The organism is Sphingomonas sp. (assembly GCF_051962185.1).
GTDB lineage: Bacteria > Pseudomonadota > Alphaproteobacteria > Sphingomonadales > Sphingomonadaceae > Sphingomonas.
On sequence record NZ_JBQCCN010000069.1, the window covers coordinates 1 to 25,397 of the forward strand.

30 protein-coding genes are annotated in these 25,397 nt (G+C 66.7%); 16 read left to right on the forward strand and 14 right to left on the reverse strand.

Features of this window, described 5'->3' with window-relative positions:
- Positions 1–157 precede the first annotated feature (157 nt).
- Both ACTHJR_RS04470 and ACTHJR_RS04475 read right to left on the reverse strand, forming a co-directional pair.
- A complete protein-coding gene (locus ACTHJR_RS04470; protein ID WP_440521922.1) occupies positions 158–865 on the reverse strand; it encodes an HAD family hydrolase in 708 nt (235 codons plus the stop codon).
- Entirely contained in the window at positions 862–1,524 is a 663-nt protein-coding gene (locus ACTHJR_RS04475) for a YggS family pyridoxal phosphate-dependent enzyme (protein WP_440521923.1), read from the reverse strand. The genes ACTHJR_RS04470 and ACTHJR_RS04475 overlap by 4 nt, the downstream gene beginning before the upstream one ends.
- Positions 1,525–1,585: 61 nt before the next feature.
- Here ACTHJR_RS04475 and ACTHJR_RS04480 point away from each other — a divergent pair, with 61 nt between their 5' ends.
- Positions 1,586–2,086 (forward strand): thiamine phosphate synthase, encoded by a 501-nt coding sequence (locus ACTHJR_RS04480; RefSeq protein WP_440521924.1) that lies wholly within the window; start codon positions 1,586–1,588, stop codon positions 2,084–2,086.
- Between the two features lie 88 nt (positions 2,087–2,174).
- Here the strand turns inward: ACTHJR_RS04480 and ACTHJR_RS04485 are convergent, their stop codons facing one another.
- Entirely contained in the window at positions 2,175–2,873 is a 699-nt protein-coding gene (locus ACTHJR_RS04485) for a hypothetical protein (RefSeq protein WP_440521925.1), read from the reverse strand.
- A 208-nt stretch (positions 2,874–3,081) separates the two neighbouring features.
- Between ACTHJR_RS04485 and ACTHJR_RS04490 the strand changes: the two genes are divergently transcribed.
- Genes ACTHJR_RS04490 through holA form a run of 4 tightly spaced genes read left to right on the forward strand, consistent with a single transcriptional unit; the run spans position 3,082 to position 7,570 of the window.
- Positions 3,082–3,519, forward strand: a complete 438-nt coding sequence (locus tag ACTHJR_RS04490) for a DUF3576 domain-containing protein (RefSeq protein ID WP_440521926.1) — start codon at positions 3,082–3,084, stop codon at positions 3,517–3,519.
- Between the two features lie 48 nt (positions 3,520–3,567).
- Entirely contained in the window at positions 3,568–6,060 is a 2,493-nt protein-coding gene (gene leuS, locus ACTHJR_RS04495) for a leucine--tRNA ligase (protein ID WP_440521927.1), read from the forward strand.
- Positions 6,057–6,554: an LPS assembly lipoprotein LptE gene (gene lptE, locus ACTHJR_RS04500; RefSeq protein WP_440521928.1), complete on the forward strand. Its 498-nt coding sequence runs from the start codon at positions 6,057–6,059 to the stop codon at positions 6,552–6,554. Before leuS ends, lptE begins: the two co-directional genes overlap by 4 nt.
- A complete protein-coding gene (gene holA / locus ACTHJR_RS04505; protein ID WP_440521929.1) occupies positions 6,551–7,570 on the forward strand; it encodes a DNA polymerase III subunit delta in 1,020 nt (339 codons plus the stop codon). The genes lptE and holA overlap by 4 nt, the downstream gene beginning before the upstream one ends.
- A gap of 126 nt (positions 7,571–7,696) precedes the next feature.
- On the opposite strand, the gene ACTHJR_RS04510 is transcribed toward holA, so the two are convergent.
- From ACTHJR_RS04510 to ACTHJR_RS04535, 6 genes are read right to left on the reverse strand one after another with little or no spacing between them, the layout of a single operon-like run.
- Positions 7,697–8,596 (reverse strand): ParB/RepB/Spo0J family partition protein, encoded by a 900-nt coding sequence (locus ACTHJR_RS04510; protein WP_440521930.1) that lies wholly within the window; start codon positions 8,594–8,596, stop codon positions 7,697–7,699.
- Entirely contained in the window at positions 8,593–9,378 is a 786-nt protein-coding gene (locus tag ACTHJR_RS04515; protein WP_440521931.1) for a ParA family protein, read from the reverse strand. Before ACTHJR_RS04515 ends, ACTHJR_RS04510 begins: the two co-directional genes overlap by 4 nt.
- Positions 9,375–9,986 carry a 16S rRNA (guanine(527)-N(7))-methyltransferase RsmG gene (gene rsmG / locus ACTHJR_RS04520; RefSeq protein ID WP_440521932.1) on the reverse strand — a complete coding sequence of 204 codons (612 nt, stop codon included), beginning with the start codon at positions 9,984–9,986 and terminating at the stop codon, positions 9,375–9,377. Before rsmG ends, ACTHJR_RS04515 begins: the two co-directional genes overlap by 4 nt.
- Positions 9,983–11,821, reverse strand: coding sequence for a tRNA uridine-5-carboxymethylaminomethyl(34) synthesis enzyme MnmG (gene mnmG / locus ACTHJR_RS04525; RefSeq protein WP_440521933.1), 1,839 nt, complete (start codon positions 11,819–11,821; stop codon positions 9,983–9,985). The genes rsmG and mnmG overlap by 4 nt, the downstream gene beginning before the upstream one ends.
- Before the next feature lie 37 nt (positions 11,822–11,858).
- The gene (gene mnmE, locus ACTHJR_RS04530; RefSeq protein WP_440521934.1) at positions 11,859–13,133 is read right to left on the reverse strand and encodes a tRNA uridine-5-carboxymethylaminomethyl(34) synthesis GTPase MnmE; all 1,275 of its coding nucleotides are present in this window, start codon (positions 13,131–13,133) and stop codon (positions 11,859–11,861) included.
- Positions 13,134–13,151: 18 nt separating this feature from the next.
- Complete coding sequence (locus ACTHJR_RS04535) at positions 13,152–13,382, reverse strand: DUF6489 family protein (protein ID WP_440521935.1); 231 nt, start codon at positions 13,380–13,382, stop codon at positions 13,152–13,154.
- Positions 13,383–13,484: 102 nt separating this feature from the next.
- Between ACTHJR_RS04535 and ACTHJR_RS04540 the strand changes: the two genes are divergently transcribed.
- Positions 13,485–14,186 carry a dienelactone hydrolase family protein gene (locus ACTHJR_RS04540; protein WP_440521936.1) on the forward strand — a complete coding sequence of 234 codons (702 nt, stop codon included), beginning with the start codon at positions 13,485–13,487 and terminating at the stop codon, positions 14,184–14,186.
- Between the two features lie 5 nt (positions 14,187–14,191).
- Here ACTHJR_RS04540 and ACTHJR_RS04545 read toward each other — a convergent pair whose 3' ends face one another.
- The 5 genes from ACTHJR_RS04545 to hemE all read right to left on the reverse strand — a co-directional run bounded on the left by ACTHJR_RS04545 (position 14,192) and on the right by hemE (position 18,618).
- Positions 14,192–14,842 carry a YjbE family putative metal transport protein gene (locus ACTHJR_RS04545; RefSeq protein WP_440521937.1) on the reverse strand — a complete coding sequence of 217 codons (651 nt, stop codon included), beginning with the start codon at positions 14,840–14,842 and terminating at the stop codon, positions 14,192–14,194.
- A gap of 47 nt (positions 14,843–14,889) precedes the next feature.
- A complete protein-coding gene (locus tag ACTHJR_RS04550) occupies positions 14,890–15,543 on the reverse strand; it encodes a YjbE family putative metal transport protein (RefSeq protein WP_440521938.1) in 654 nt (217 codons plus the stop codon).
- A gap of 185 nt (positions 15,544–15,728) precedes the next feature.
- Positions 15,729–16,985, reverse strand: a complete 1,257-nt coding sequence (rho, locus tag ACTHJR_RS04555) for a transcription termination factor Rho (RefSeq protein ID WP_440521939.1) — start codon at positions 16,983–16,985, stop codon at positions 15,729–15,731.
- Between the two features lie 152 nt (positions 16,986–17,137).
- Positions 17,138–17,578 (reverse strand): CopD family protein, encoded by a 441-nt coding sequence (locus ACTHJR_RS04560; RefSeq protein WP_440521940.1) that lies wholly within the window; start codon positions 17,576–17,578, stop codon positions 17,138–17,140.
- A complete protein-coding gene (gene hemE, locus ACTHJR_RS04565) occupies positions 17,575–18,618 on the reverse strand; it encodes a uroporphyrinogen decarboxylase (RefSeq protein WP_440521941.1) in 1,044 nt (347 codons plus the stop codon). The genes ACTHJR_RS04560 and hemE overlap by 4 nt, the downstream gene beginning before the upstream one ends.
- A 288-nt stretch (positions 18,619–18,906) precedes the next feature.
- Here hemE and ACTHJR_RS04570 point away from each other — a divergent pair, with 288 nt between their 5' ends.
- The 10 genes from ACTHJR_RS04570 (at position 18,907) to ACTHJR_RS04615 (ending at position 25,278) form a co-directional block, all read left to right on the forward strand.
- Positions 18,907–19,719, forward strand: a complete 813-nt coding sequence (locus tag ACTHJR_RS04570) for a pyruvate, water dikinase regulatory protein (RefSeq protein WP_440521942.1) — start codon at positions 18,907–18,909, stop codon at positions 19,717–19,719.
- Positions 19,716–20,306 (forward strand): Maf family protein, encoded by a 591-nt coding sequence (locus ACTHJR_RS04575; protein WP_440521943.1) that lies wholly within the window; start codon positions 19,716–19,718, stop codon positions 20,304–20,306. Before ACTHJR_RS04570 ends, ACTHJR_RS04575 begins: the two co-directional genes overlap by 4 nt.
- Complete coding sequence (locus tag ACTHJR_RS04580; protein WP_440521944.1) at positions 20,303–21,130, forward strand: shikimate dehydrogenase family protein; 828 nt, start codon at positions 20,303–20,305, stop codon at positions 21,128–21,130. The genes ACTHJR_RS04575 and ACTHJR_RS04580 overlap by 4 nt, the downstream gene beginning before the upstream one ends.
- Positions 21,127–21,720, forward strand: a complete 594-nt coding sequence (coaE, locus tag ACTHJR_RS04585) for a dephospho-CoA kinase (RefSeq protein ID WP_440521945.1) — start codon at positions 21,127–21,129, stop codon at positions 21,718–21,720. The genes ACTHJR_RS04580 and coaE overlap by 4 nt, the downstream gene beginning before the upstream one ends.
- An 8-nt stretch (positions 21,721–21,728) precedes the next feature.
- Positions 21,729–22,427, forward strand: coding sequence for a DNA polymerase III subunit epsilon (gene dnaQ / locus ACTHJR_RS04590; protein WP_440521946.1), 699 nt, complete (start codon positions 21,729–21,731; stop codon positions 22,425–22,427).
- Between the two features lie 61 nt (positions 22,428–22,488).
- Complete coding sequence (gene hpf, locus ACTHJR_RS04595; protein ID WP_440521947.1) at positions 22,489–23,073, forward strand: ribosome hibernation-promoting factor, HPF/YfiA family; 585 nt, start codon at positions 22,489–22,491, stop codon at positions 23,071–23,073.
- A 119-nt stretch (positions 23,074–23,192) separates the two neighbouring features.
- Complete coding sequence (locus ACTHJR_RS04600; RefSeq protein ID WP_440521951.1) at positions 23,193–23,660, forward strand: PTS sugar transporter subunit IIA; 468 nt, start codon at positions 23,193–23,195, stop codon at positions 23,658–23,660.
- A complete protein-coding gene (locus ACTHJR_RS04605) occupies positions 23,650–24,120 on the forward strand; it encodes a PaaI family thioesterase (RefSeq protein WP_440521948.1) in 471 nt (156 codons plus the stop codon). Before ACTHJR_RS04600 ends, ACTHJR_RS04605 begins: the two co-directional genes overlap by 11 nt.
- Positions 24,117–24,452 carry a DUF1491 family protein gene (locus tag ACTHJR_RS04610; RefSeq protein ID WP_440521949.1) on the forward strand — a complete coding sequence of 112 codons (336 nt, stop codon included), beginning with the start codon at positions 24,117–24,119 and terminating at the stop codon, positions 24,450–24,452. The genes ACTHJR_RS04605 and ACTHJR_RS04610 overlap by 4 nt, the downstream gene beginning before the upstream one ends.
- 157 nt (positions 24,453–24,609) lie before the next feature.
- Complete coding sequence (locus tag ACTHJR_RS04615; protein WP_440521950.1) at positions 24,610–25,278, forward strand: cell wall hydrolase; 669 nt, start codon at positions 24,610–24,612, stop codon at positions 25,276–25,278.
- Positions 25,279–25,397: the final 119 nt, after the last annotated feature.

The window sequence follows — 25,397 nt, forward strand, 5'->3', positions numbered from 1 at the left end:
ACGCGCGAGCCGGTGTTGCAGCTGCCGCACCCAGCCTATCCCGATCAGCTCGACTATTTCGACATCTATGAAGTCGATGGCCCCGCCGCCCGAGTTCGCTTCGCGGCAGGCGAAGTGTCGAACGGTGTCTGGGGATTCTACGTCCCCGCTTGATCCGTCATTTCAGCAGCGCCGCGACCTCGTCGAAGCTCGACGCCACGGCCGAGACGCCGATCGTGCGCAACCGGTCGGCATGGTCGGGTGCGCAATGGTTGCCCGCGCACAATCCGATGACATAGCCACCCGAGGCGACCGCTCCGGTCGCGCCGACCGGCGAATCCTCGAGGATCGCGCAGCCGCCGATCGCCACGCCGAGCTTGTCGGCGGCGAACAGATAGAGATCGGGTTCGGGTTTGCCGCGCTCGACATGCTCGCGGCCCGAATAGAGGTGATCGCCGAACGCGTCGGACAGCCCGATATGCTCGAGATGGCGCCGGATCCAGCGCGTCGAGCTCGACGACACCACGGCCTTGGGCAAATCGGCGGGGAGCGAGCGGACGAAGGCGATCGCACCGGCGACCTCGCCGATCCCTTCCGCCATCACCCGCGCATCCTCGGCCTCGCGCGCGGCGAAGAAAGCGTCGGGGAGCGCGCGGCCGATCCAGGCCTCGACGCGGTCGAGAAAATCCTTGCCGGCATAGCCCATGAACTTGGCCATCGACTGTTCGGGCGTGGTCGGGTGGCCGATCGACGTCAGATAATCGGCGATATGCTTGTTGCCGACATATTCGCTCTCGATCAGCACGCCGTCGAAATCGAACAGCAAGGCGGCGAAGCGGACCGGGATGGTCGCGGCGGCCGTCGATACCGGCGTTGCCATCGTCATGCCCGCGCGCCGAACAGCGCGGAGCCTACGCGGATATGCGTCGCCCCCAAGGTGACCGCGGTCGGATAGTCGCTCGACATGCCCATGCTGAGCCCCGCCACGCCATGGTCGCGCGCCAACTTGGCCAGCAGCGCGAAATAAGGCGCGGGCTCGACGTCGAACGGCGGCACCGCCATCAGTCCCACGATCGGCAGTCCGGTCGCCCGCGCGTCGGCGAGCAGGGCCGGCAAGTCGGCGATCGCGCAGCCGCCCTTTTGCGGCTCGTCGCCGATATTGACCTGGACGAAGCAATCGGGGCGCCGCCCGCTCTCCATCGCCCTGGCCAGCGCGGCGACCAGCGACGGACGGTCGACCGAGTGGATCTCGTCGAACAGCGCCACCGCATCGGCCGCCTTGTTCGACTGGAGCTGGCCGACCAGCGCCAGCCGCACGTCGGGATGGCGCTCGCGCAGCCCCGGCCATTTGGCCTGCGCTTCCTGCACGCGATTCTCGCCGAACACGCGCTGGCCGGCGGCGATCAGCGGCTCGATCGCCTCGACCGAATGAGTCTTGGAAATGGCGATGAGGTCGACAGCGTCGCTGCGCCCGGCGAGCTTCGCCGCCCGGGCAATCGCATCGCGGACGCCGGCGAGCCGCGCGGCGGGGTCGTCGGTCGTCATACCGCGCGCTATAGGCAGGCGCGTGCCGCATCGCCAGTCCCCGATTCCGACTTTGTGGCTGATGACCGACGAGCGGCTCGGCGACGGGCTGTGGACGGCGCTGAAGCGGCTGCCGCGCGGGAGCGGCGTGGTGTTCCGGCATTATGCGACGCCAGCGGTGGAACGGCGAACGCTGTTTCGGCGCGTGGTGAGGATCGCGCGGGCGCGGGGACTTATCGTGGTGCGGGCCGGCGGTCGGGCCGGGTTCGGAGAGAATGGCATCCACGGTGCCGCGCGCGGCCGGGGGCTGAGGACGGCGCCGGCACATGATCGGCGCGAGGCGGTGACGGCGCTGCGGCGGGGCGCGAAGGTCTTGTTCGTGTCGCCGGTGTTCGGGACGCGATCGCATCCCGGGACGAAGGCGCTGGGGCAAAAAAGCGCGCGGCGAATCGCACAGGGCTTGCCGACGGTCGCGATTGCACTCGGCGGGATGGACGCGCGACGGTTTCGGCAGCTGAGCGGATTCGATGGGTGGGCGGCGATCGACGCCTGGAGTGCTCGCGAACGCGCCGGCGCGAAGTGAATTCGCGTCGCCGGTCGTCGCTTACGCGACGCCGGCCGAGCTTCCTGCTGTTTCGTGATTTAGCTGCCGCTAAATCGCGGCAGGAAGCTTAGAACCTGAACGCGGTCCCGACATACACCGCCTGGCTGTCGCGCTGGGCGTCAGGCAGCGGGGCGAGGCGGTCGCGGTCTTGCGACTTGTAGCGGACGCCCGCGGTCACATCGAGGTTGCGGCTGAGCGAATACGAGCCGCCCACGTCGATCGAATCCTTCGGCAGGAAGCCGGTGAGGCGGGCATCGCCGACCGTAGTGCGTTCGCTGGTTGCCTTCAGCTTGCTGTTGCGGCGGTCGGAGAAGCTGGTGCCGATATCGATCGGCTTGTGTCCGACCGGGCTGGAGGCCAGATCCATCTTCACGTCGCCCGGCATGACCAGCCGTTTGACCGGCGCGTTGCGGCCGAGATCATAAGCGATCGGCGCCAGGCCGACCGATCCGACATCCGCCGACGGTGCGCCGCGCAGCGTCACCACCCCGGTTTTGACCACCGGCGGCGGAACGACCGCGAGATCGTGGCGCTGCGTGCCGCGCGATTCGGCGGGAGTGAAACGGAACGGCGCAGCATCGAGCCCATTGCGCGCGATCAGCGCGGCAAGCTTGGGATCGGCGGACGCCGGCGTGAAGAAGGAGGCGACAGGGCGCGATATCAGATGCTTGGCAGTATCGGGCGCGCCGACCGCAGGCACCGCAAACGCGGCGGCAACGGCAAGCGTCCCCACCACGGTTCCGACGATAACCCGCTTCGCGATCACGATTTGGTTCCCTGCGACTCCAATAGTCATACGAGCCCTATCACGGAACGATCCCGACTCGCCACCGTGGATCGTGTTTTTCCGCCAAGTGTTGCATTGCGCCCACAGACTCGCCCGTCGCCTCGTTCCGCCTCTCGGCGCTTGCGGCGGCGCGCCCTGTGTCTATAGATGCGCGATCATTTCCCCTTTTCGTATCAGGGAACGACCGATGACCTTTCCGCGCCGTGCCGCGTATCTGGCCCTTCTGATCCCGCTCGCGGCGTGCGCGCATCATCGGAATGGCATCAAAGAGGCCGATATCGCCGCCTCCAAGGTGACTACGATCGGCGTCAACGCCTATCTGTGGCGCGCCAGCCTCGACACATTGAGCTTCATGCCGCTGCTGCAGACCGATTCCAACGGCGGCGTCATCGTCACCGACTGGTACGTCAATCCGCGCTCGCCGAACGAGAGGATGAAGGTCACCGTTTCGATCCTCGACCAGGATTTGCGCGCCGACGCCGTTCGCGTCGCGGCGCTGCGCGAGGTCAGCCAGAACGGCCAGTGGGTCGCCGCCCCGGTCCAGGCCTCGACCGTCCAGAAGCTCGAGGACGTGATCCTTACCCGCGCCCGCGACCTTCGTCGCCAGGCCATCGTCAACAAATAAAACCAGAACCCGGCGGGCGGGTCATGCCCGCCCAGCAGGAAAAACCGAATGTCGCGCTTCAACCCGCTGAAGGCGGACGCTTATTGGCAAAAGGTGTGGGACGACGCCCAGACCTTCGCCGCGCGAGACGATTCGCCCAAGCCCAAGAGCTATGTGCTCGAGATGTTTCCGTACCCCTCGGGGCGGATCCACATGGGCCATGTCCGCAATTACACGATGGGCGACGTGCTCGCGCGCTATCGGCGGATGAACGGCATGGAAGTCCTCCACCCGATGGGGTGGGACGCGTTCGGCATGCCGGCCGAGAATGCCGCGATGGAAAAGCACGTCCATCCCGGCGGCTGGACCCGCCAGAACATCGCGACGATGAAGGCACAGTTGAAGCGCCTCGGCTTCGCGCTCGACTGGTCGCGCGAGATCGCGACCTGCGAACCCGATTATTACGGCCACGAACAGGCTTTGTTCCTCGACATGCTGGCGGCCGGCCTGGTCTATCGCCGCGAATCGGCCGTCAATTGGGATCCGGTCGACATGACCGTGCTGGCCAACGAGCAGGTCATCGACGGTCGCGGCTGGCGCTCGGGCGCGCTGGTCGAGAAGCGCAAGCTCAACCAGTGGTTCCTCAAGATCACCCAGTTCGCCGACGAATTGCTCGACGGGCTGAACGGCCTCGATCACTGGCCCGACAAGGTCCGGGTGATGCAGGAGAATTGGATCGGCAAGAGCCAGGGGCTGCAATTCCGCTGGTCGCTGTCCGACGGCGGCTCGGTCGAGGTGTTCTCGACGCGCCCCGACACGATCTTCGGCGCGAGCTTCATTGCGGTCGCCGCCGATCATCCTATCGCGCAGGCGGCCGCGGCGCGCGACGCCAAGGCTGCCGATTTCATCGACCTGTGCAAGCAGGGCGGCACCACTGCCGCCGAGCTTGAGACCCAGGAGAAACTGGGCTTCGACACCGGCGTCACCGCAACGCATCCGTTTGATTCTACTTGGCAAATTCCGGTCTATATCGCGAATTTCGTGCTGATGGATTATGGCACCGGCGCGGTGTTCGGCGTACCCGCGCACGACCAGCGCGACTTCGAATTCGCCACCAAATACGGCCTGCCGATCCGCCGCGTCGTGTCGGACGGCGACAATACCGACGTGCATTTCGACGGCAGCGAAGCCTATTCTGGTCCCGGCACGATCGTGAATTCGCATTTCCTCGACGGCATGGATATCGAGGACGCCAAGCGCGAAGTCATTCTCCGCGCCGAGGCGGGCGGCTGGGGCAACGGCACCACCGTCTATCGCCTGCGCGACTGGGGCGTCAGCCGCCAGCGTTACTGGGGTACGCCGATCCCCGTCATCCATTGCGACCAATGCGGCGCGGTGCCGGTGCCGCGCGATCAATTGCCGGTGGTGCTGCCCGAGGATGTCGCCTTCGACATTCCCGGCAATCCGCTCGACCGCCATCCGACGTGGAAGCATGTCGATTGCCCGTCGTGCGGCGGCAAGGCCGTGCGCGAGACCGACACGCTCGACACGTTCGCCGATTCGTCCTGGTATTTCATCCGCTTCGCCAGCCAGCCCAAGGACAAGGCGTTCGACCGCGCCGTCGCCGAGCAATGGCTGCCGGTTGGCCAATATATCGGCGGCGTCGAGCATGCGATCCTGCATCTGCTCTATGCCCGCTTCTGGACGCGCGCGTTGAAGCACATGGACATGCTCGACGTGGCCGAACCGTTCGCCGGGCTGTTCACCCAGGGCATGGTCACGCACGAGACCTACAAATCGTCCCAGGGCCTGTGGCCGAGCCCCGACGACGTGCGCGACGGCAAGGAGATCTCGACCGGGCTGCCGATCACGACCGGCCGCATCGAAAAGATGTCCAAGTCGAAGAAGAACACGATCGATCCCGAGCCGATCGTCGACCAGTACGGCGCCGACGCGACACGCTGGTTCATGCTGTCGGATTCGCCGCCGGAGCGCGACCTGCAATGGTCCGAAGCGGGGATCGAGGGCGCGTGGCGCTTCGTCCAGCGACTGTGGCGGCTAGTCGACGGGATTGAGGACGGCGAGGGCGCCGACGCCGCGCTCGACCGCAAGCTTGCCCAGACCATTGCCGGCGTCGCCGCCGATATCGAGGCACTGCAGTTCAACAAGGCGGTCGCCAAGCTCTACGAACTGGTCAACGCGATAGAGAAGGCCAAGCCGTCGGCGTCGCGCGCCAACGCGATCCGTACGCTGGTCCGCCTGGTCGCGCCGATGACCCCGCATCTCGCCGAGGAAGCCTGGGCGGCGATGGGCGGCGCGGGACTGGTCGCCAATGCCGACTGGCCGGTCTATGATCCCGCCTTGCTGGTCGAGGACGAGGTGACGATCGCGGTGCAGGTCAACGGCAAGTTGCGCGACACGTTGGTCATGCCCAAGGGTAGCGACAAAGCGGTGATCGAGGCCGCGGCCCGCGCCAATCCCAACGTGCTGCGCATCCTCGACGGCGCCGAACCCAAGAAGGTGATTGTCGTACCCGATCGTCTGGTCAATCTGGTGGCATGAAGCGACTCGCGCTCCTCCTCGCACTGGCGACGACCGGTTGCGGGCTGCATCCGCTCTATGAGGGTGGCGCCTCGGGCGCGGTCGCGACCAGCCTGTCGCGCGTCGAGGTGGCGCCGATCGCCGGCAAGGCGGGCTATCTGGTGTCGAACGCGCTGCGCGACCGGCTGCCGGGACGCAGCGGCGAGCCGGCGCTCTATCGGCTCGAGGTCAAGCTCGACGATTCGATCACCGGGTTGGGCGTGAAGCGCGACGATACCGTGACGCGCGAGCGGCGGACATTGCGTGCGCGCTATCAATTGGTCGACGCATCGAGCGGCGAGGTCGTGCTGGATGCGACCGCGGGGTCGGATGCCGGCGTCGACGTGGTCAATTCCGAATATGCGACGATCGCAGCGGAGAATACCGCGCTCGAAAACCTGTCGCAGATCATCGCCGATCAGATCGTGACGCGAATCGCCGTCTACCAGCGTCGCGCCGCCGCCACGGCCAAGTGAAGATATCCGAAAATCAATTGGTTGCGGCGCTCGATTCGGCGTCGCCCGCGGTTCGCCTCTACCTGCTCCACGGCCCCGACGAGGCCGGCGCGATGGAATATGCCGCGCGCCTGGGCCGTGCGCTCGGCGCCGATGCCGAGAAGATTGCGATCGAGGGGCCGTCGTTGCGCGGCGATCCCGGCCGCCTGGTCGACGAAGCGCGCTCGCTCGCCTTGTTCGGCGGACGCCGCTGGATCCTGGTCGCCAATGCCGGCGACGAATCGCTCGAAGCCGCTCAACTGCTGCTCGCCGAGGCGCAGATCGAGCATCCGGTAGCGATGATCGGCCCGGGGCTACGCACCACGTCCAAGCTGGTCCAGTTCGCGATTGCCCAGCCCGCCGCGATGAGCTTCGCCTGCTACATCCCCGACGGCGCCAATGCCGAGCGGATGGTGGTCGGAATCGCGCGCGAGCAGGGGCTACGGCCGACGCCCAGCGCAACACGACGGCTGATGGCGGCGTCGGGCGGCGACCGCACCGTCATCGCGCGCGAGCTCGAGAAGCTCGCGCTCTACCTCGATGCCGCGACCGACCGGCCGCGCGAGCTGGACGACGACGCGCTCGATGCGCTCGGCGCCGATCTCGGCGAGACGCAGATGTCCGACGTGGTCGATGCCGCGCTCGAGGGTCGCGTCCACGATATCGCGCGCGAGCTCGGCCGATTCGCCGATTCGGGCGGCGCGGCGATCCCACTGCTGCGCCAGATTGTCCGCAAGCTGATGACGCTGGCGGCGATGCGCGCCGAGGTCGATGCCGGCAAACAGCCCGCCGCCGCGGTCAAGGCGCGCAAAGTCCATTTCCGCGAGGAAGCGGCGACGATCCGCCAGGTCCAGAAATGGAAATCCTCGAACATCGCCGCCGCGATCGACCGCTTGCGCCGGGCCGAACGCCAGTTGATGGCGCCGGGCGGGGCGGGGGAACTGCTGTCGGACGTGGCGATCACCGAAACCACCCGTTCCGCGGCGCGCATGCGGTAATCATTTGGCTCGCACAAAGACACGAAGGCACGAAGATGTGCTGAGCCGCCTTTGGCGGCTCTTTTAATTATTGAGCCAAGCCCGTCACCCTTCTTTGCGCCTTAGCGTCTTTGTGCGAGCTAAAATTTAAAGCGGCTCGCCGGTCAGGCGCTGGCAAACCATGTCGAGCTGGTCGAGCGTCGAATAATGGACGGTCAGGGTGCCGCCCTTGCCGCCATACGTGATCTTGACCCCGAGCCCGATGACGTCCGTCAGTTGGCGTTCGAGCGCGGCGATATCGGCGTCGCGTCCGCCACCGCCGCCACTGCTTCCCCGATGTCCCGGCGTGTTGTCGTTCTTCGCCGCCCGCGCCAGCCGCTCGGTCTCGCGCACCGACAGGCCCTTGGCCATCACTTCGGCCGCCAGCCGCTCGACGTCGGGCGCGCCGATCAGCGCGCGAGCGTGCCCCATGTCGATCTTGCCTTCGGTCAGCAGCATCTGCACCGAATCCGGAAGATCAAGCAATCTCAACAGGTTAGCGATATGGCTGCGCGACTTGTGGACCAGTTTCGCCAGCGCTTCCTGGGTGTGGCCGAATTCGTTGATCAGGCGCTTGTAGGCATCCGCCTCTTCGACCGCGTTGAGGTCGCGGCGCTGGATGTTCTCGAGCAGCGCGATCTCGAACGTATCGGCATCGTCGAGCTCGCGGACGATGACCGGGACTTCGTGCAGCCGCGCGCGCTGCGCCGCGCGCCAGCGTCGCTCGCCGGCGACGATCTGGTAATTGCGGCCATGCGGGCGCACCAGGATCGGCTGGAGCACGCCACGCGTCGCGATCGATTGCGCCAATTCCTCGAGCGCGGTCTCGTCGAACACCCGGCGCGGCTGGCCGGGCTGGGGAGTCAGCGCGCCGACCGGCAGCATACGGATGCCGGCGGGCGTCTCGCCGCCGCCGATCGTCGGCACCGGCTCGGGCGCGATGTCGCCGAGCAGGGCGTTGAGGCCGCGACCGAGGCCGGGGCGGGGCTTGCGGGGAGCGTCGGTCATGCGGCGATCGCCGGCGCGGCCGGCGGCAGGCGGCCGATCAGTTCGCGGGCCAGCGCCATATAGGCTTCGGAGCCCGAGCAGCGATAATCGTAGATCAATGCGGGCACGCCGTGGCTGGGCGCCTCCGACAGGCGGACGTTGCGCGGGATCACGGTGTCGAACACCACTTTGCCCAGCACCGCGCGAACATCGGCCGACACCTGTTCGGTCAGGCGATTGCGGCGGTCGTACATGGTCAGCGCCACGCCCATGATCGCCAGTCCCGGGTTGAAGCGCGAGCGGATCCGCTCGACCGTCGACAGCAACTGGCTGAGCCCTTCAAGCGCGAAGAATTCGCATTGCAGCGGCACCAGCAGCGAATCCGCCGCGACCATCGCGTTGATCGTCAGCAAGCCGAGCGAGGGCGGGCAATCGATCAGCACGACGTCCCAGCGATCGCTGACGATCTCGAGCGCGTGGTCGAGGCGATGCGTCCGTTCCTCGTAATCGACCAGCTCGATCTCGGCGCCCGACAGATCGACCGTCGCCGGCAGAAGATCGAGCCCCGGCACCGCGGTCGCGATCACCGCTTCCGCAACCGCCGCTTCGCCGATCAAGACTTCATAGCTGGACTTCTTGCGGTCGGCGCGATGGATGCCGAGCCCCGTCGACGCATTGCCCTGCGGGTCGAGATCGATGATCAGCACGCGCTTGTCGGTCGCCGCCAGCGCGGTGCCCAGATTGATCGCGGTCGTGGTCTTGCCCACGCCCCCCTTCTGATTGGCCACGGCAATGACCGTCATCGCGCTCGGACTCCGTGCGCGATCACAATGCTCGATTCAGGGTCGGTGATGCTCTGTTCCACGTGGAACATTCCATGCCATCTTTGCTTGGCGCGCGCCACCTCTTCGCGCGCCGATCGCCCCTTTGGTAGCAGCCAAAGTGTCTCATTGCTGGCGCATTGAATCGCTGACGCGATGACCGGGGCCACTTGCGCGACCGCCCGCGCCGAAATGATCGCGACTTTCTCGCGGACGTTTTCGACCTTTCCAGTCACCACCTCGACGCGGGGCAGGGCAAGCGTCGCCGCCGTCTCGCGAAGGAAGTCGGCGCGGAGTCGGCGTGGTTCGACCAGGACGAAGCGGCGCCCGGGCTGCACGGCCGCGAGCGCCAGGCCGGGAAAGCCGGCGCCCGTGCCGATATCGAGCCAATCGCCTTCGTCAGGAGCGAGGGACATAAGCTGCAGCGAATCGACGATATGCCGCGCCCAGATCTTCGCCAGCGTCGAGCGCGCGATCAGATTCTGCTGATCGCTCTCGACCGTGACGATCGCCGCGAGATGGTCGAGCCGCTCGATCGCTTGGGCATCGAACCTCGCCGTCGCCCAGTCGCGCGCATCGTCCTCGGTCATGCCGCCGGCCGCGTCGCGTGGAGCAGGATCGTGGTCAGCGCCGCCGGCGTGATCCCGCGGATCCGTCCGGCAGCCGCCAGGGTCGACGGCCGGGCAGCGGTCAGCCGTTCGACCATCTCGTTCGACAGCCCGGGAATCGCCGCGAAATCGAGATCGGGGCGCAAGGCGACGCACTCGCCCGCGCGGAGCTCCGATACCTCGGCATCCTGGCGCTGGACATAAGGGGCATAGCGCGCATCCTCGATCGCTTCGTCGACCACCGGCGTCAGTGCGGCGGCAAGGGCAGGGGCGACATGCTCGAGATCGACCCCGGGGAAGCGCAGCCATTCGCCCGCCGAGCGCCGCGTCCCGTCCTGGGCGACTTGCGCCCCACGCAACGCCAGCGCGCTCGCGGTGAGCGGCTCGGCCAGTTGCGCATCGACCTCGGCACGCTCGGCCTCGCGTCGCCGGACATGGCGCAAGCGCTCCTCCCCCAGCAAACCGGCCGCGTCGGCGACTGCGCTCAGCCGTGTCTCGGCATTGTCGGCCCTGAGTCGCAACCGGAATTCGGCGCGCGCGGTGAGCATGCGATAAGGCTCTGTCACGCCCTGCAGCACGAGATCGTCGATCATCACCCCGAGATAGGATTGCGATCGGTCGGGAAGGAAATCGGCGATACCCAAGGCCAAAGCGGCGGCATTGGCGCCGGCGACCAGCCCCTGCGCCGCCGCTTCCTCATAACCGGTCGTGCCGTTGATCTGCCCGGCGCAGAACAGCCCCGGCATGGCACCGAGCGCCAATCGATGATCGAGCGCGCGCGGATCGATATAGTCATATTCGACCGCATAGCCGAACGCGGTGATCGCGGCGCGCTCTAGGCCCGGGATCGACGCGATCAGCGCTTGCTGAACGTCCGCCGGCAGCGAGGTCGAGATGCCGTTGGGGTAGACCGTCGCATCGTCCAGTCCCTCGGGCTCGAGGAAGATCTGGTGGCCGTCGCGATCGCCGAAGCGGTGGACCTTGTCCTCGATCGACGGGCAATAGCGCGGGCCGACACCCTCGATATCGCCCGAAAAGAGCGGCGAGCGATCGAGCCCCGCGCGGATGACATCGTGCGTCGTCCCGGTCGTCCGCGTGATCGCGCACCACAATTGGGGCAGGGGGCGACCAGCGGACAGCGCCGACATGGTCCAGCCATCCTCTTCCGACGGCTGCACGTCGGTCCGCGCCCAATCGATCGTCCGCCCGTCGAGCCGCGGCGGCGTGCCCGTCTTGAGCCGTGCCATCGGCAGGCCGAGCGCGCGCAATTGCGCCGCCATCGCGGTCGCGGCGCGCTCGCCGAGCCGCCCGCCGCCCTCGCGCTCGTCGCCGCGGAACAGCCGGGCGCCGAGGAAGGTGCCGGTCGCGAGCACGACCGCCGGAGCGCTCAATGCGATATCGTCGCTCAGCAGAACGCCCGAGATGCGACCGCCCGCGACGGTCAGCGCAAGCGCCTCACCGGCAATCACCCGCACGCGCTCGTGGCGTGCCAGCAAGGCGCGTACCGCCGCGCCGAACCGCTTACGGTCGGCCTGGATACGCGGCCCGCGGACGGCGGCGCCCTTGGACCGATTGAGCAAGCGATAGTGAATCGCGCCGGCGTCGGCAGCGCGCGCGATAATGCCGTCGCAAGCATCGACCTCACGGACGAGGTGGCCCTTGCCCAGGCCGCCGATGCTCGGGTTGCACGACATCGTCCCGATATTTCGGGCGTCGAACGTCACGAGCGCGACCGATGCGCCGCGCCGCGCCGCCGCGGCGGCGGCCTCGACACCGGCATGGCCGCCGCCGATCACGATGACGTTGAAGGAATTCATGGCCGCGCGATTAGCAGGGTTGTTCCACGTGGAACACTCACTTTCCGATGCAGAATCTCGCGAACAAGGCGTCGAGCATGGCTTCGATGCCAACATCGCCGGTAATGCGCGCGAGCGCGACGTTGGCGCGACGGAGCGCATCCGCGACGATCAGATCGTCGTGCGAGCCCAAGTCCTGCAGCGCCTCGAGCGCTTCCGCGCAATGGGTGCGCTGCCGTTGGTTGAGCGCCATGTCGCTCGCGCCCGGGATCAGCGACGCCGCCCGACTGGTGAGCAGCGCCCATAATTGTTCGACGCCTTCCCCCGTCTCGGCTGACACGCTAAGAACCGCCCCCGCCGGTTTGACCAGCCGCCCCGGCAGATCGGTGCGGGCGTGAATCCATAGCATCGGTTCGGCGGGCGGCTCGTCGCCCAACCATAGCACCAGATCGGCCCCGGCAATCGCCTGGCTGGCGCGGTCGATGCCGATCGCTTCGATGGCGTCGCCCGCCGCATCGCGTAGCCCGGCGGTATCGGTCAGGACGAAGGGAATGCCGTCCCGCGCCACCGGCACCTCGATCCGATCGCGCGTCGTCCCCGCGATCGGCGAGACGATCGCCGCCTCCCGCCGCGCCAACGCGTTGAGCAGCGTCGACTTGCCGCTGTTGGGCGGGCCCGCCAGTACGACACGAATGCCGTCGCGCAATCGGTCGACCGACGGGATGGAGAGCGTCGCGTCGATCTCCACGGCGATGGCACGTCCTTCGTCGCGGATGCCATCGAGCAGCACCGGATCGACGTCCGCCTCATCGGCGAAATCGAGCGAGGCCTCCAATCGCGCCGCCAAGCCGAGCAACGCGGCTCGCCAGGTCGCGATCCGTCGCGACAAGCTGCCGTCGGCCATCGCCAATGCCGCACGGCGCTGCAAGTCGGTTTCGGCCGATAGCAGATCGCCGAGTCCTTCGGCTTCCGCGAGGTCGATTCGCCCGTTCGTCAGGGCCCGGCGCGTGAATTCGCCGGGCTCGGCGCGGCGGAGCCCCGGCTGCACCGCCAGCGCGGCCTCGACCGCCGCCACCACCCCGCGACCGCCATGGACGTGCAATTCCACGAGGTCCTCGCCGGTCGCGGTGTTCGGCGCCGGAAAGACGAGGACGAGTGCCGTATCGAGGTGATCGCCGGCGGCGTCGCGCAACGTCCGCAATCGTGCTTCACGTGGAACAGGTAATTCGCCCGCCAGCGCGCGCGCCGCCGCGAAGGCGTGCGGCCCGCTGATGCGGATGACGGCGATCGCCGCCGGCGGCAAGCCGGACGAAGGAGCGAAGATCGTACTCATGGGATTTGGGAGCCGTCGTTACTCGCTCTTCGCGCCCTCGAACATCTTGCGCCAGAACGTCATCCCCGCATCGCCCATCGGCATCCAGCTCTTCATCATCGTCTCGAGCAGCTCGGGCTTGACCAGATTGCCGTCCATCGCCCCCATCAGCGCCTGGACATATTTCTCATGGATCGGCGTCAGGTCGGGCAGGCCGATAGCGCGGCGTGCCTCTTCGGGCGTGCAATCCACCTCGACATTGATCTTCATCGCCGAAACTCCGCTTGAGCGCGGCGCCCGCGCTGCTACCGATTGAACCGCCTGTATGCGCGCGACGGGCCGTCAACCGCAACGCCCCATTGGGAGAGAGCCATGACCGCGACGATCAAGATCGAGACGCTCGAAAAAGATGCCAGCTTCGACGCTTATGTCGCCGAGCCCGCGGGCGGCAACGCGACCGCCGCGATCGTGGTCGTCCAGGAGATTTTCGGGGTCAATGCCGGCATCCGCCGCAAATGCGATCAGCTGGCCGAGGCCGGCTATTTCGCGATCGCGCCCGACTTGTTCTGGCGGCTCGAGCCGGGCATCGAACTCGATCCCGACGTTCCCGACCAGTTCAAGGCCGCGCTCGATTATATGGGCAAGTTCGACCAGGACCAGGGCATCCGCGATATCGAAGCCACGATCCACGCCGCGCGTGATCGCGTCGGCGGCGGTAAGGTCGGCGCGGTGGGCTACTGCCTCGGCGGGCGGCTGGCCTATATGACGGCGGCGCGCACCGATATCGACGCGACGGTCGGCTATTACGCTGTCGGCGTGGATGGATTGCTGCGCGAAAAGCACGCCATCGCCCGGCCGCTGATGCTGCATATCGCCGGCGCCGACGGTTTCGTCGGGCCCGAGATCCAGAAGGCGATGCACGACGGGCTCGACGATCATCCCAAAGTCACGCTGCACGACTATCCCGGGGTCGACCACGGCTTCGCCACCGAATTCGGCAAGCGTCGCGTCGATGATGCCGCCCGGCAGGCGGACGCCCGCACGATGGATTTCTTCGCCGAGAATCTGAAGTAATTCCCTTATATCTTAGTGAGTTGCGGTAACCTGACGTCGACGCCAAGCGCCGGCAGCACGCCCAGGCGCCGGTCGGTCAGGCCGTCATAGATCATCGAGCCGGCGACCCACAGGATCACCACCAGCCCGACATAGGCGATCCAGCGATAGCGATCGATGACGCGCGCGATGACATTGGCGGCGAGCCCCATCAAGGCGACCGAGAAGACCAGGCCGAACACGAGGATGGCGGGGTGATCGCGCGCGGCGCCGGCGACGCCGAGCACGTTGTCGAGACTCATGCTGACGTCGGCGAGCGCCACCGCGAAGACCGCGCCGCCGAACGTCTTGGCGGTCTTGCCGCCTTTGCCGTCGTGCGCCGCGCGATGGCGGAGTTCGCGCCATAATTTCCACGCCACCCACAGCAGCAGCAATCCGCCGGCGGCAAGAACGCCAACGAAATGAAGCATATAGGTCGCAACCAGGGCAAAGACGATGCGCAGCCCCAAGGCCGCGAGCGTGCCGACCAGGATGACCTTCTTCTGCTTGTCCTTGGGCAGGCCGGCGGCGAGCGACCCGACCACTACCGCATTGTCGCCGGCCAGCGCGAGGTCGATCACCACGACTTCGCCCAGCACGGCGAGCGATTGGGCGGAAAAGAGCGCGGCAATGTCCATCGGCGGAGTCTAGAAGCCCGCCGGGCAGGGGTTGTTCCCGTTCGCCGCTAGATCCAGCCGAACAGCCGGCCCAGCCCGATCGACGGATCGACGATCCCTTCGTGGAGCATCGAGCCGGCGACATAGAGGATCACGACCAACCCGATATAGGCGATCCAGTGAAAGCGCTCGATCAGCCGCGCGATGTAATTGGCCGCGATCGCCATCAGCGTGACCGACAGCGCCAGGCCGAACAGCAATACGGTCGGGTGATCGCGCGCCGCACCCGCCACCGCCAGCACGTTGTCGAGGCTCATCGACAGATCGGCCAGCGCGACCTGGAAGGCGGCCTTGGCGAAACTCTTGGGGGCTCGAGCGGGCGTCTCCGCATCCGCCGCGGCCGCCTTGGCATGGCGCCGGCCATGCTGGAGTTCGCGGAACAGCTTCCAGGCCACCCACAGCAGCAGGATGCCGCCGGCGAACAACAGTCCGACGACGTGGAGCAATTGCGTCGCGACGAACGCGAACACCACCAGGCAGGCGAGCGCGACGCCGACTCCGATCGACAGGACGCGCTTGCGATCCTTTTCGGGCAGGCCCGCGGCGAGCGTGCCCAGCACCACGACATTGTCGCCGGCCAGCATCAGGTCGATCATGATGACCTGGCCGAGCGCGGCGAGCCCTGCGGCGGTGAAGATGTCGGCAATATCGATGATGGGCATCGGCAGGGGGGTAGCAGCAGGGGGGAGGGGTGCAAAGGAAAACGGCGCGGGGTGAGCCGCGCCGTTTCATAGGTCTTCGGGTTCGGCGCGGCGCGAAGTGAATTCGCGCCGTCGGTCGGGGCCTGGCGGCGCCGCCGGCCGACCGGGAGCGAGTCCAGGGATTAGCTTCCGCTAATCCCGGCCGCTCACTGGTTCATACTGTCGAAGAAGTCCTCGTTGGTCTTCGAATCCTTCATCTTGTCGAGCAGGAATTCCATCGCGTCGGTGGTGCCCATCTGCATGAGGATGCGGCGCAGCACCCACATCTTGGAGAGCTTGCTCTTCTCGACCAGCAGCTCTTCCTTGCGGGTGCCGGACTTGCCGACGTCCATCGCCGGGAAGATGCGCTTGTCGGCCACCTTGCGGTCGAGGACGATTTCCGAGTTACCGGTGCCCTTGAACTCTTCGAAGATGACTTCGTCCATGCGGCTGCCGGTATCGATCAGCGCGGTGGCGATGATCGACAGCGAGCCGCCTTCCTCGATGTTGCGCGCGGCGCCGAAGAAGCGCTTCGGACGCTGCAGCGCATTGGCGTCGACACCGCCGGTCAGCACCTTGCCCGACGACGGGACGACGGTGTTGTAGGCGCGGCCGAGACGCGTGATCGAGTCGAGCAGGATCACGACGTCCTTCTTGTGCTCGACCAGGCGCTTGGCCTTCTCGATCACCATTTCGGCGACCTGGACGTGGCGCTGCGCGGGTTCGTCGAAGGTCGAGGACACGACCTCGCCCTTCACGCTGCGCTGCATGTCGGTGACTTCCTCGGGGCGCTCGTCGATCAGCAGCACGATCAGGAAGACTTCGGGATGGTTGTCGGTGATCGCCTTGGCGATGTTCTGCAGCATCACCGTCTTGCCCACGCGCGGCGGCGCGACGATCAGCGTGCGCTGGCCCTTGCCTTGCGGCGAGACGATGTCGATGACGCGCGCCGACTTGTCCTTGATCGTCGGATCGATCGCGTCGAGCGTCAGCTTCTGTTCGGGATAGAGCGGCGTAAGATTGTCGAAATTGACGCGATGGCGGACCGCATCGGGATCGTCGAAATTAACGCTGGTGAGCCGCGTCAGGGCGAAATAGCGCTCACCGTCCTTGGGAGCGCGGATTTCGCCTTCGACCGTGTCGCCGGTGCGCAGGCCGAATTTGCGGACCTGGTTGGGCGAGATGTAGATGTCGTCGGGACCGGCGAGGTAATTCGCCTCGGGGCTGCGCAGGAAACCGAAACCGTCGGGCAGCACTTCGATCGTGCCGAGGCCCATGATCTGGTCGCCATTCTCCGCCTGTTCCTTGAGGATCGCGAACAGCAGATCCTGCTTGCGCAAGGTCGAGGCGCTCTCGACGCCCAGCTCTTCGGCCATCGCGACCAGCTCGGCGGGGGGTTTCTTCTTGAGGTCTTTGAGATGCATTTCGGGTATATTCCGGGTGTCTTTGGGGGAGTTTTTTTCGAGCTTCTGTCGGCGAGGACCGCGACGATGCTGGAGGAAGGGGAGAGCGAGCGTCCCGAAGGGCACCGCTCGTCCCCACGACTTATGGAGCCGTGACTTTCAAGTCAAGGCGATCAGAAGGGTTTCACCACCACCAAAATGACGATCAGCGCCACGAACAGCGCCGGCAGCTCGTTGACCATGCGTAGCTGCTTGGACGTCAGCGTCGCTTTCCCGGCCGCGAGCTTCCTCGCATAGGAGATCATCCAACCGTGATAGCCGCTCATCACGATGACCAGCAGCAATTTGGCGTGGAGCCAGCCCTCGCTCCAATGCTGGCCGACGGTGGCGATGGTCAGCCCGAACACCCACACCAGGATCATCGACGGGGTCATGATGATGTTGCGGAGCTTGGTCTCGCGCTCGACCCATTTGTCGGCCTCGGGCGTGCCCAAAGCTTCCTGATGATGGACCAGGTAGCGCGGCAGCATGAACAGGCCGGCCATCCAGAAGATCACGAAGATGACGTGCGCCGCCTTCAACCACAGATAGATCGAGGCGAGGGAATCCATCATCCGTTCCTTACGAGACTGAGCAATTGCTCGACATGCGCGATCGGCGCGTCGGGCAGGACGCCATGGCCCAGGTTGAAGATATGCGGGCGTTCGGCGAACGCCGCAAGGATATGCCTGGCGGCCGACGTCATGGCGTCACCGCCGGTGATCAGCGCGAGCGGATCGAGATTGCCCTGGACCGGCAGATCCTTGGAGAGGACCTCGTTCGCCCAGACCGGATCGACCGTTTCGTCCAGCCCGACCGCGTCGACCCTGGTCTCGCGCGCATAAGCAGCGAGCTTGGCGCCGGCGCCCTTGGGAAAGCCGATCACCGGCGTGGTCGGATGGCGCTCGGCCAAGGCCGCGGCGATCCGCGCGGTCGGTGCGATCACCCAGCGTTCGAATTCGGCCGGCGCCAGGCTGCCCGCCCAGCTGTCGAACAATTGCACCGCCTCGGCACCCGCCTCGATCTGCTTCGACAGATACTCGACCGTCACCCCTTCGATCGCCGCGATGATCGCCCCGAACGCCTGGGGGTCGCGATAGGCCAGCCGCCGCGTCTCGCCCTGGTCGCGGCTGCCGCGTCCGGCGACCATATAGGTGGCGACCGTCCAGGGGCTGCCGGCAAATCCCAGCATGGTCGTCTCGGGGGACAATTGCGCGACAACGCGCCGCACCGTCTCATAGATCGGCTCGAGCCGCCCAGGCGCCGCCTGAAGGCCGCTGAGGGCGTTGTCGACCAGTCTGGGGGCCAGACGCGGTCCTTCGCCTTCCTCGAACCACAGATCCTGTCCCATCGCCCAGGGGACCATCAATATATCGGAGAACAGGATCGCGCCGTCCATGCCGAAGCGGCGAACCGGCTGCAGCGTGATCTCGCACGCCGCCTCGCTGTCGGTGGCGAGGTCGACGAACCCATTCTTCTGCGCGCGCAAGGCACGATATTCCGGGAGGTAGCGCCCGGCCTGGCGCATCAGCCAGATCGGCGGCACGTCCCGGCGCTGACCGTGCAACGTCGCGAGTAGGGGTTTTTCCGGAATCGGGGCGGTCCCAAGAATCATATAGATATAAGAGTAAGAAGGTTGTTGTAGTTGTTGGCGCGTGGATGCCGGGGCTTATGCGTTCATCCCGCAAATGCCAACAGCTTGACCCCGGCGCGCCAACGGAATCGTGGCGATTCCCGCTCTCCCATCCCCGTTTTCCACAGGCTGTGCGGGGAAATGCTCCCTGTCGATGACGTTGTGGATGAGCGATCGCTTTTTCCACGGCCGGGCATCGCTTGGCCGCCGGGGCGAGTTGCGCTAGCGGTTTTACCGATGTTGCCCACAGGCTTTTCGGCGCGCCGGTAAATGCGGCTCCATTTGCACCTCCTGTCCGATTCCACCGGCGAGACGCTGGAGAACATCGCCAAGGCCGCGCTCGCCCAATATGACGATGTCGAGACGATCCGTCATTTCTGGCCGATGGTCAGGAGCGAGGCGCATCTCGAGCGCATCCTGCAGGAGATCGCGCACAATCCCGGCCTGGTGCTGTTCACCCTGGTGTCGAGCGAGATGCGCCGCTCGCTCGAGACGCGATGCCGCGCGCTCGGCCTGCCCGCGGTGGCACCGCTCGACCCGGTCAACGACGCCCTGTCCAATCTGCTCGGCCAGCAGGCCAAGGCGCGGCCGGGCCGCCAGCACGTGCTCGACGCCGCCTATTTCGCGCGGGTCGATGCGATCCAGTTCACCATCGCGCATGACGACGGCATCGGCTGGGAGAATTGGGAAGAGGCAGACATCGTCCTCGCCGGCGTGTCGCGCACCTCGAAGACGCCGACCTCGATCTATCTCGCCAATCGCGGCTACAAGACCGCCAACATCCCGATCGTCCCCGAAAGCCCGCCGCCGCCAAAGCTGTTCGAGCTCCGCCATCCGATCGTGGTCGGCCTGACCACCAGCGCCGACCGGCTGATCCAAGTGCGCCGCAACCGCTTGCTGTCGCTCAACCAGTCGCCGGAGACCGCTTATGTCGACCAGGAATCGGTGACGCGCGAAGTCGCGTTCGCGCGGCGCATGTTCGCCGACAATGGCTGGCCGGTGATCGACGTCACGCGACGGTCGATCGAGGAAACCGCCGCGGCGATCGTCGCATTGATCAACGACCAGACGGGCGACGAATGACCCTGATCCTTGCCTCGCAGAGCGCCTCGCGCCGCGCCATGCTCGACGCCGCCGGCGTGACCTATACCGCCGAACCCGCGCGGGTCGACGAGGATGGCGTCAAGGCGGCAATGACCGGCCAGCCGGCGCGCGACATCGCCGACGCGCTGGCCGAACTGAAGGCCTTGAAGGTCTCGCAGGCGCATCCCGCCGCGCTGGTGCTGGGCAGCGATTCGATCGTCGCGCTCGCCGACGGCACCCTGCTCGACAAGCCGGTCAGTCGTGAGGATGCCGCCGACCATCTCCGCGCTATGTCGGACGGCGAGCATGCCTTGTGGAGCGCGGCCGTCATCGCCGAGCACGGCCGCCCGGTGTGGCGGCACGTCGAGCGCGCGCGGCTGTTCGTGCGGCCGCTGTCGGAGACCTTCATCCAGGCCTATCTCGATCTCGAATGGCCGGGGATCGCGGGCTGCGTCGGCTGCTTCCGGATCGAAGGGCCCGGCGTCCAATTGTTCGGCCGGATCGAGGGCAGCCATTTCACCGTGCTCGGCATGCCGCTGCTCCCGGTGCTCGACTATCTGCGCACGCGGGGGGAAATGACGTCATGACCGCTTCGGATTCGCTCGGCGCAGGGTATGCGGAAGTGATCGGCGATCCGATCGGCCATTCCAAATCGCCGATCATCCACGGCTTCTGGCTGAAGGCGCTGGGACTCGACGGCGAATATCGCGCGACCCATGTCACGCGCGAGGGGCTGGGCGAGTATTTCGCCGCGCGGCAGGCGGATCCCGACTGGCTCGGCTGCAACATCACCATTCCGCATAAGGAGACCGCGCTGGCGTTCGTCGAGGATCGCGGCGGGGTGAAGGAGACGATCGGCGCGATCAACCTGGCGTTCCGCTCCGACGGCGCGCTGATCGGCACCAATACCGACGCCGCCGGCTTCTACGCGCCGATCGCCGAGCTGGATCTCGCAGGCCAGCCGGTGGCGATCGTCGGCGCGGGCGGTGCCGCGCGCGCCATCCTGTTCGCGCTGTCACGGGTCGGAGTCGGCCGGGTGACCTTGCTCAACCGCAATCCGCTCAAGGGCGCGGCGTTGCTGGCGAGCTTCGGGTTGAAGGGCGAGGCGCTGAAGCTCGACGCGCCGCTGCCGCCCGCCGCTCTGCTGGTCAACGCGACCTCGCTCGGCATGGCGGGCCAGCCGCCGCTCGATCTCGACCTGTCGCCACTGCCCGACGATGCCGTCGTATACGACATCGTCTACGCGCCGCTCGAGACCCGACTGCTCGAGGCGGCGCGGGCGCGCGATCTCGACACGGTCGACGGGCTCGAGATGCTGATCGGCCAGGCCGCGCTGGCGTTCGAATTGCTGTTCGGCGCCGCCCCGCCGCGCGAGCGCGACGACGAGCTCAGGGCGTTGCTGACGTCATGAAGACGATCGGCCTCACCGGATCGATCGGGATGGGCAAGTCGACCGTCGCCGAAATGTTCGCCGAGGAAGGAATAGCGGTATTCGATGCCGACGCCGCGGTACGCCGGTTGCAGGGGCCGGGCGGGCGGTTGATTCCCGCGATCGAGCAGGCCTTTCCCGGCACGACCGGGCCCGAGGGAGTCGATCGCGTGGCGCTTGGCGCGCGGGTGTTCGGCGACGATCTCGCGCTCAAGCGGCTCGAAGCGATCGTTCATCCCGCGGTGGGGGAGGAGCGTGCCGCATTCCTTGCACGACATGCCGAGGATGCGATGGTCGTGTTCGACATTCCCTTGCTGTTCGAAACCGGCGGCGATCGCCATGTCGACATGGTCGTGGTGGTCTCAGCCGATCCCGCAACCCAGGCCGATCGCGTGCTCGCACGGCCCGGCATGACGCGCGAACGGCTCGGCGAGATTCTCGCCCGCCAGATTCCCGATTCGGAAAAGCGCGCGCGCGCCGATCATGTCATCCCGACCGCTTGCCCGATGGATCAAACGCGTGCCGCCGTGCGTAGGGTGATAGCTTGCGTCCGTGCCAGCCAAGACCGATAAAAGGACAAATGCGCGAAATCGTCTTCGACACCGAAACCACCGGCCTCTCGTTCAGCGGGGGCGACCGCTTGGTCGAGATCGGCTGCATAGAGATGATCAATCGAGTCGAGACCGGGCGCACCTTCCACCTCTATTTCAATCCCGACCGCCCGATGCCGGTCGAGGCGTTCCGCATTCACGGGCTGTCGGACGCCTTCCTGTCGGACAAGCCGCGTTTCCACGAAAAGGTCGAGGAGCTGCTCGAGTTCGTCGGCGATTCGGTGCTGGTCGCGCACAATGCCAGTTTCGACTTCGGCTTCCTCAACGGCGAGCTGACCAAGCTGGGACGCGAGATCATCTCGCTCGATCGCATGGTCGACACGGTGGCGATGGCGCGCCAGCGCCACCCCGGCGCCAAGCATTCGCTCGACGCTCTGTGCACCCGCTACGGCATCGATCGCAGCCATCGCGTGCTGCACGGCGCGTTGCTCGACGCGCAATTGCTGGCACAGGTCTATGTCGAGCTGACCGGCGGGCGCCAGATCGGGCTGACCCTGGTCAGCGAGCAGCAAGAGGTGATCGAGGTCGCGATGGTCGACGCTGATCCGCGCGCGGCGCAACCGCGACCGATGCGCGTGTTTCACGCCAGCGCGGCCGAGCAGGAGCGTCATGCCGCGTTCGTGGCGAAGCTGACCAATCCTTTGTGGGGGGCCGCCGCGTCCGGTTGACGCGCGCGGCGAAGGTCAAGGTGCAACGGCATCGCCCTTCGCCCAGGATGGAGAAGAGAAAATGGATATCCGTGTCTCGGGACATCAGGTCGAAACGGGCGATGCGCTGAAGAGCCACGTCCAGGATCGCCTCCAGGGTATTGCGGACAAATATTTCTCGCGTGCCATTTCCGCCCAGGCCACATTCGGGAAGGGGCCGCACGACAACAGATTCAAATGCGATGTCATCGCGCATGTCATGCAGGGCCTCGTGCTCAAGGCGAGCAACGACGGCACCGACGCGCACGGTGCGTTCGACGGCGCGGCCGACAAGATCGAGAAGCAATTGCGCCGCTACATGCGCCGGCTGAAGGATCGCAAGGCCGCCGTCGCGTCGCTCAACGGCGAGGGCGATGCCGGCGACAATGCCGGCTATACCTTGTTCCAGGAGCCGTCGGACGACGACGAGCCGGGCGAGGCGCCGCTGATCATCGCCGAAACGCGTGTCGACGTGCCCGAGGCGACGGTGTCCGACGCGGTGATGATGCTCGATTTGCGTAACACCCAGGCGCTGATGTTCAGGAATAGCGGGACGGGCGCCTATAACATGGTCTATCGCCGCGGCGACGGCACGATCGGCTGGGTCGAACCCCAGCGCGCCAACTGACCGGGCATCGTGCGGGAAGCCTGGGCTCGGCGTTACGCCCGGACGATGCGACCAGGAACGAATAGGGCGGTGCGGGTGATTCGACGATCGCGCGCGCCATGCCGGAAGAGAGCGGGATGATGATCGACCTGTCGGATTTGATCCGGCCCGAGGCGGTTGCCGAAGGACTGGCGGCGGCAAGCAAGAAAACCCTGTTTCAACAGCTCGGCGGGCTCGCCGCGGCGGCTTATGGCTTGGATGCCAAGGCCGCGGCGGAAGGACTCGCCCGACGCGAGAAGCTCGGCTCGACCGGGTTCGGCGGCGGCATCGCGATTCCCCATGCGCGGCTCGAGGGGCTGGACGCGATCCACGGCGTGTTCGTCGAACTCGCGCGCCCGATCGACTTCACCGCGGTCGACGATTTGCCGGTCGACCTGGTGTTCGCGCTATTCTCGCCGAGCGATGCCGGGGCGGCGCACCTCAAGGCGCTGGCGCGGGTGTCGCGGCTGCTGCGCGATCAGGCGTTCGTCGCCAAGTTGCGCGGCGCGGGGTCGAAGGATTCGCTCTATTTCCTGCTGACCCAGGACGAGGCCAGGGATGCCGCCTGAGTCGGGCGGCGCCGAATCGGGCGCCCGGGCGCATTTTCGCGCGCTCGAATCGCTCTACGATGCGGCGCCGATCAACCGCCTGTTCAAGTCCCGGCTGGAGATCGCCGACAGCGGCGTCGCGCGGATCCATTTCGAGGTCGGCCAACAGCATTTCCACGCCGGCGGCGCGGCGCACGGCACGAGCTATTTCAAGATGCTCGACGATGCCGCTTTCTATGCCTGCAACAGCCTGGTTACCGATCGTTTCCTGCTGACCACCGCGTTCAACCTGCTGTTCACCCGGCCGCTCAAGGTCGGCCCGGTCGTCGCCGAGGGCAAATGGGTCAGCGGCCAGCGCCGCGTGTTCGTCGGCGAGGCGCGGCTGATCGACGAGCATGGCGAGGAAGTCGCGCGCGGCACCGGCACGTTCATGCGCTCGTCGATCGCGCTGGCCGGCTTGCCGGGCTACGCCAGCGAATGAGCGCCCGGCTGGCGACCGGTGCGCTGGTCAATGCCCTGGTTCGCCGGGCCGGCAGTGCCGGGGGATTCGCCACCGTGCTGGCCAAGGGCGACGCGACCGCCGGCGCGGTGCTGATCGTGGCGCAGGATCGTGGCGAGAATCCCCGTTTGCTGGAGCGCGGCATCGGCCCCACCGGCGATGTCGAGTTGATCGCGGTCGGTCCCGACGGCGATGCCCAGGCGATCGCCGATTATTGGTCCAGGCGGCGCCGTAACGATCCCGACCTTTGGGTCGTGGAACTGGATATCGCTCAGGCGGAACGGTTCGCCGCTGAAACGATGCTCGGCGATTGACTTGCTGCGCTGCACAATACAAGGGATTGTTCACCATTGTCAGCGTTGTGCCGCAACGGGGTGCGATCCCTAACGGTTACGCAGTCGGGTGGTGGTCCGGGCGATCCAGATAAATAACGATCGCATCCGCACCCCAACCGCACTTTAGCAAGTCTAAATGCTGTTCTCCTCTCGCGCCGCGAGCCTCGCGGCGACGTTCATTGCACTTACCGCGCTCGCCGGTTTCTCCGGTCCGAGCAGGGCCCTGGGTGCGGATCGCGACGCTACGCTGATCCCGGCAATCGCCACCACCAGTGCCGTCATAAACCCCCCAGCGGCAAAGCCGGTTCCCTCGATCGAGCCCAGCGCCGACAGCGCGACCGCGGCCGACGAGGTTCGCACCGCCGCTCCCGCGGCCGCCGCGCCGGGTCTCCAATTCGCCAGCCTGGCCGCCGCCGTGGCGGGCCAGGACGTCGGCGACGACGCCAGCGACGAGCTCGAATGCCTCGCCGGCGCGGTCTATTTCGCATCGAAGGGCGAGCCGCTCTCGGGCCAGCTCGCCGTCGCCAACGTCATCATCAACCGCACGACCTCGGGCCGCTTTCCGCGCACGATCTGCGGCGTGGTCAAGCAGCCGGGCCAGTTCTCGTTCCTGCGTGGCGGCGAGATCCCGGAAATCCGCTCGGGCGCGCAATATCGCACCGCGATGGCGATCGCCGAGATCGCGATGGACAAGGAATGGGACAATCCCACGCCGGGCGCGCTGTATTTCCACGCGCGTCGCGTATCGCCGGGCTGGGCGCGTCCGCGCGTCGCCACCATCGGCAATCATATCTTCTTCCGTTGATTTGATGCGCTAGCGCGCATGCGCGGTGCCAGCCCGCTCCCCCACCCGGCCGCCCCTATTATCCATCCGGTGGGGAGCCGGGGGGGGGAGCGGCTGGCACCGCCGGTTTGGCGTGAGCC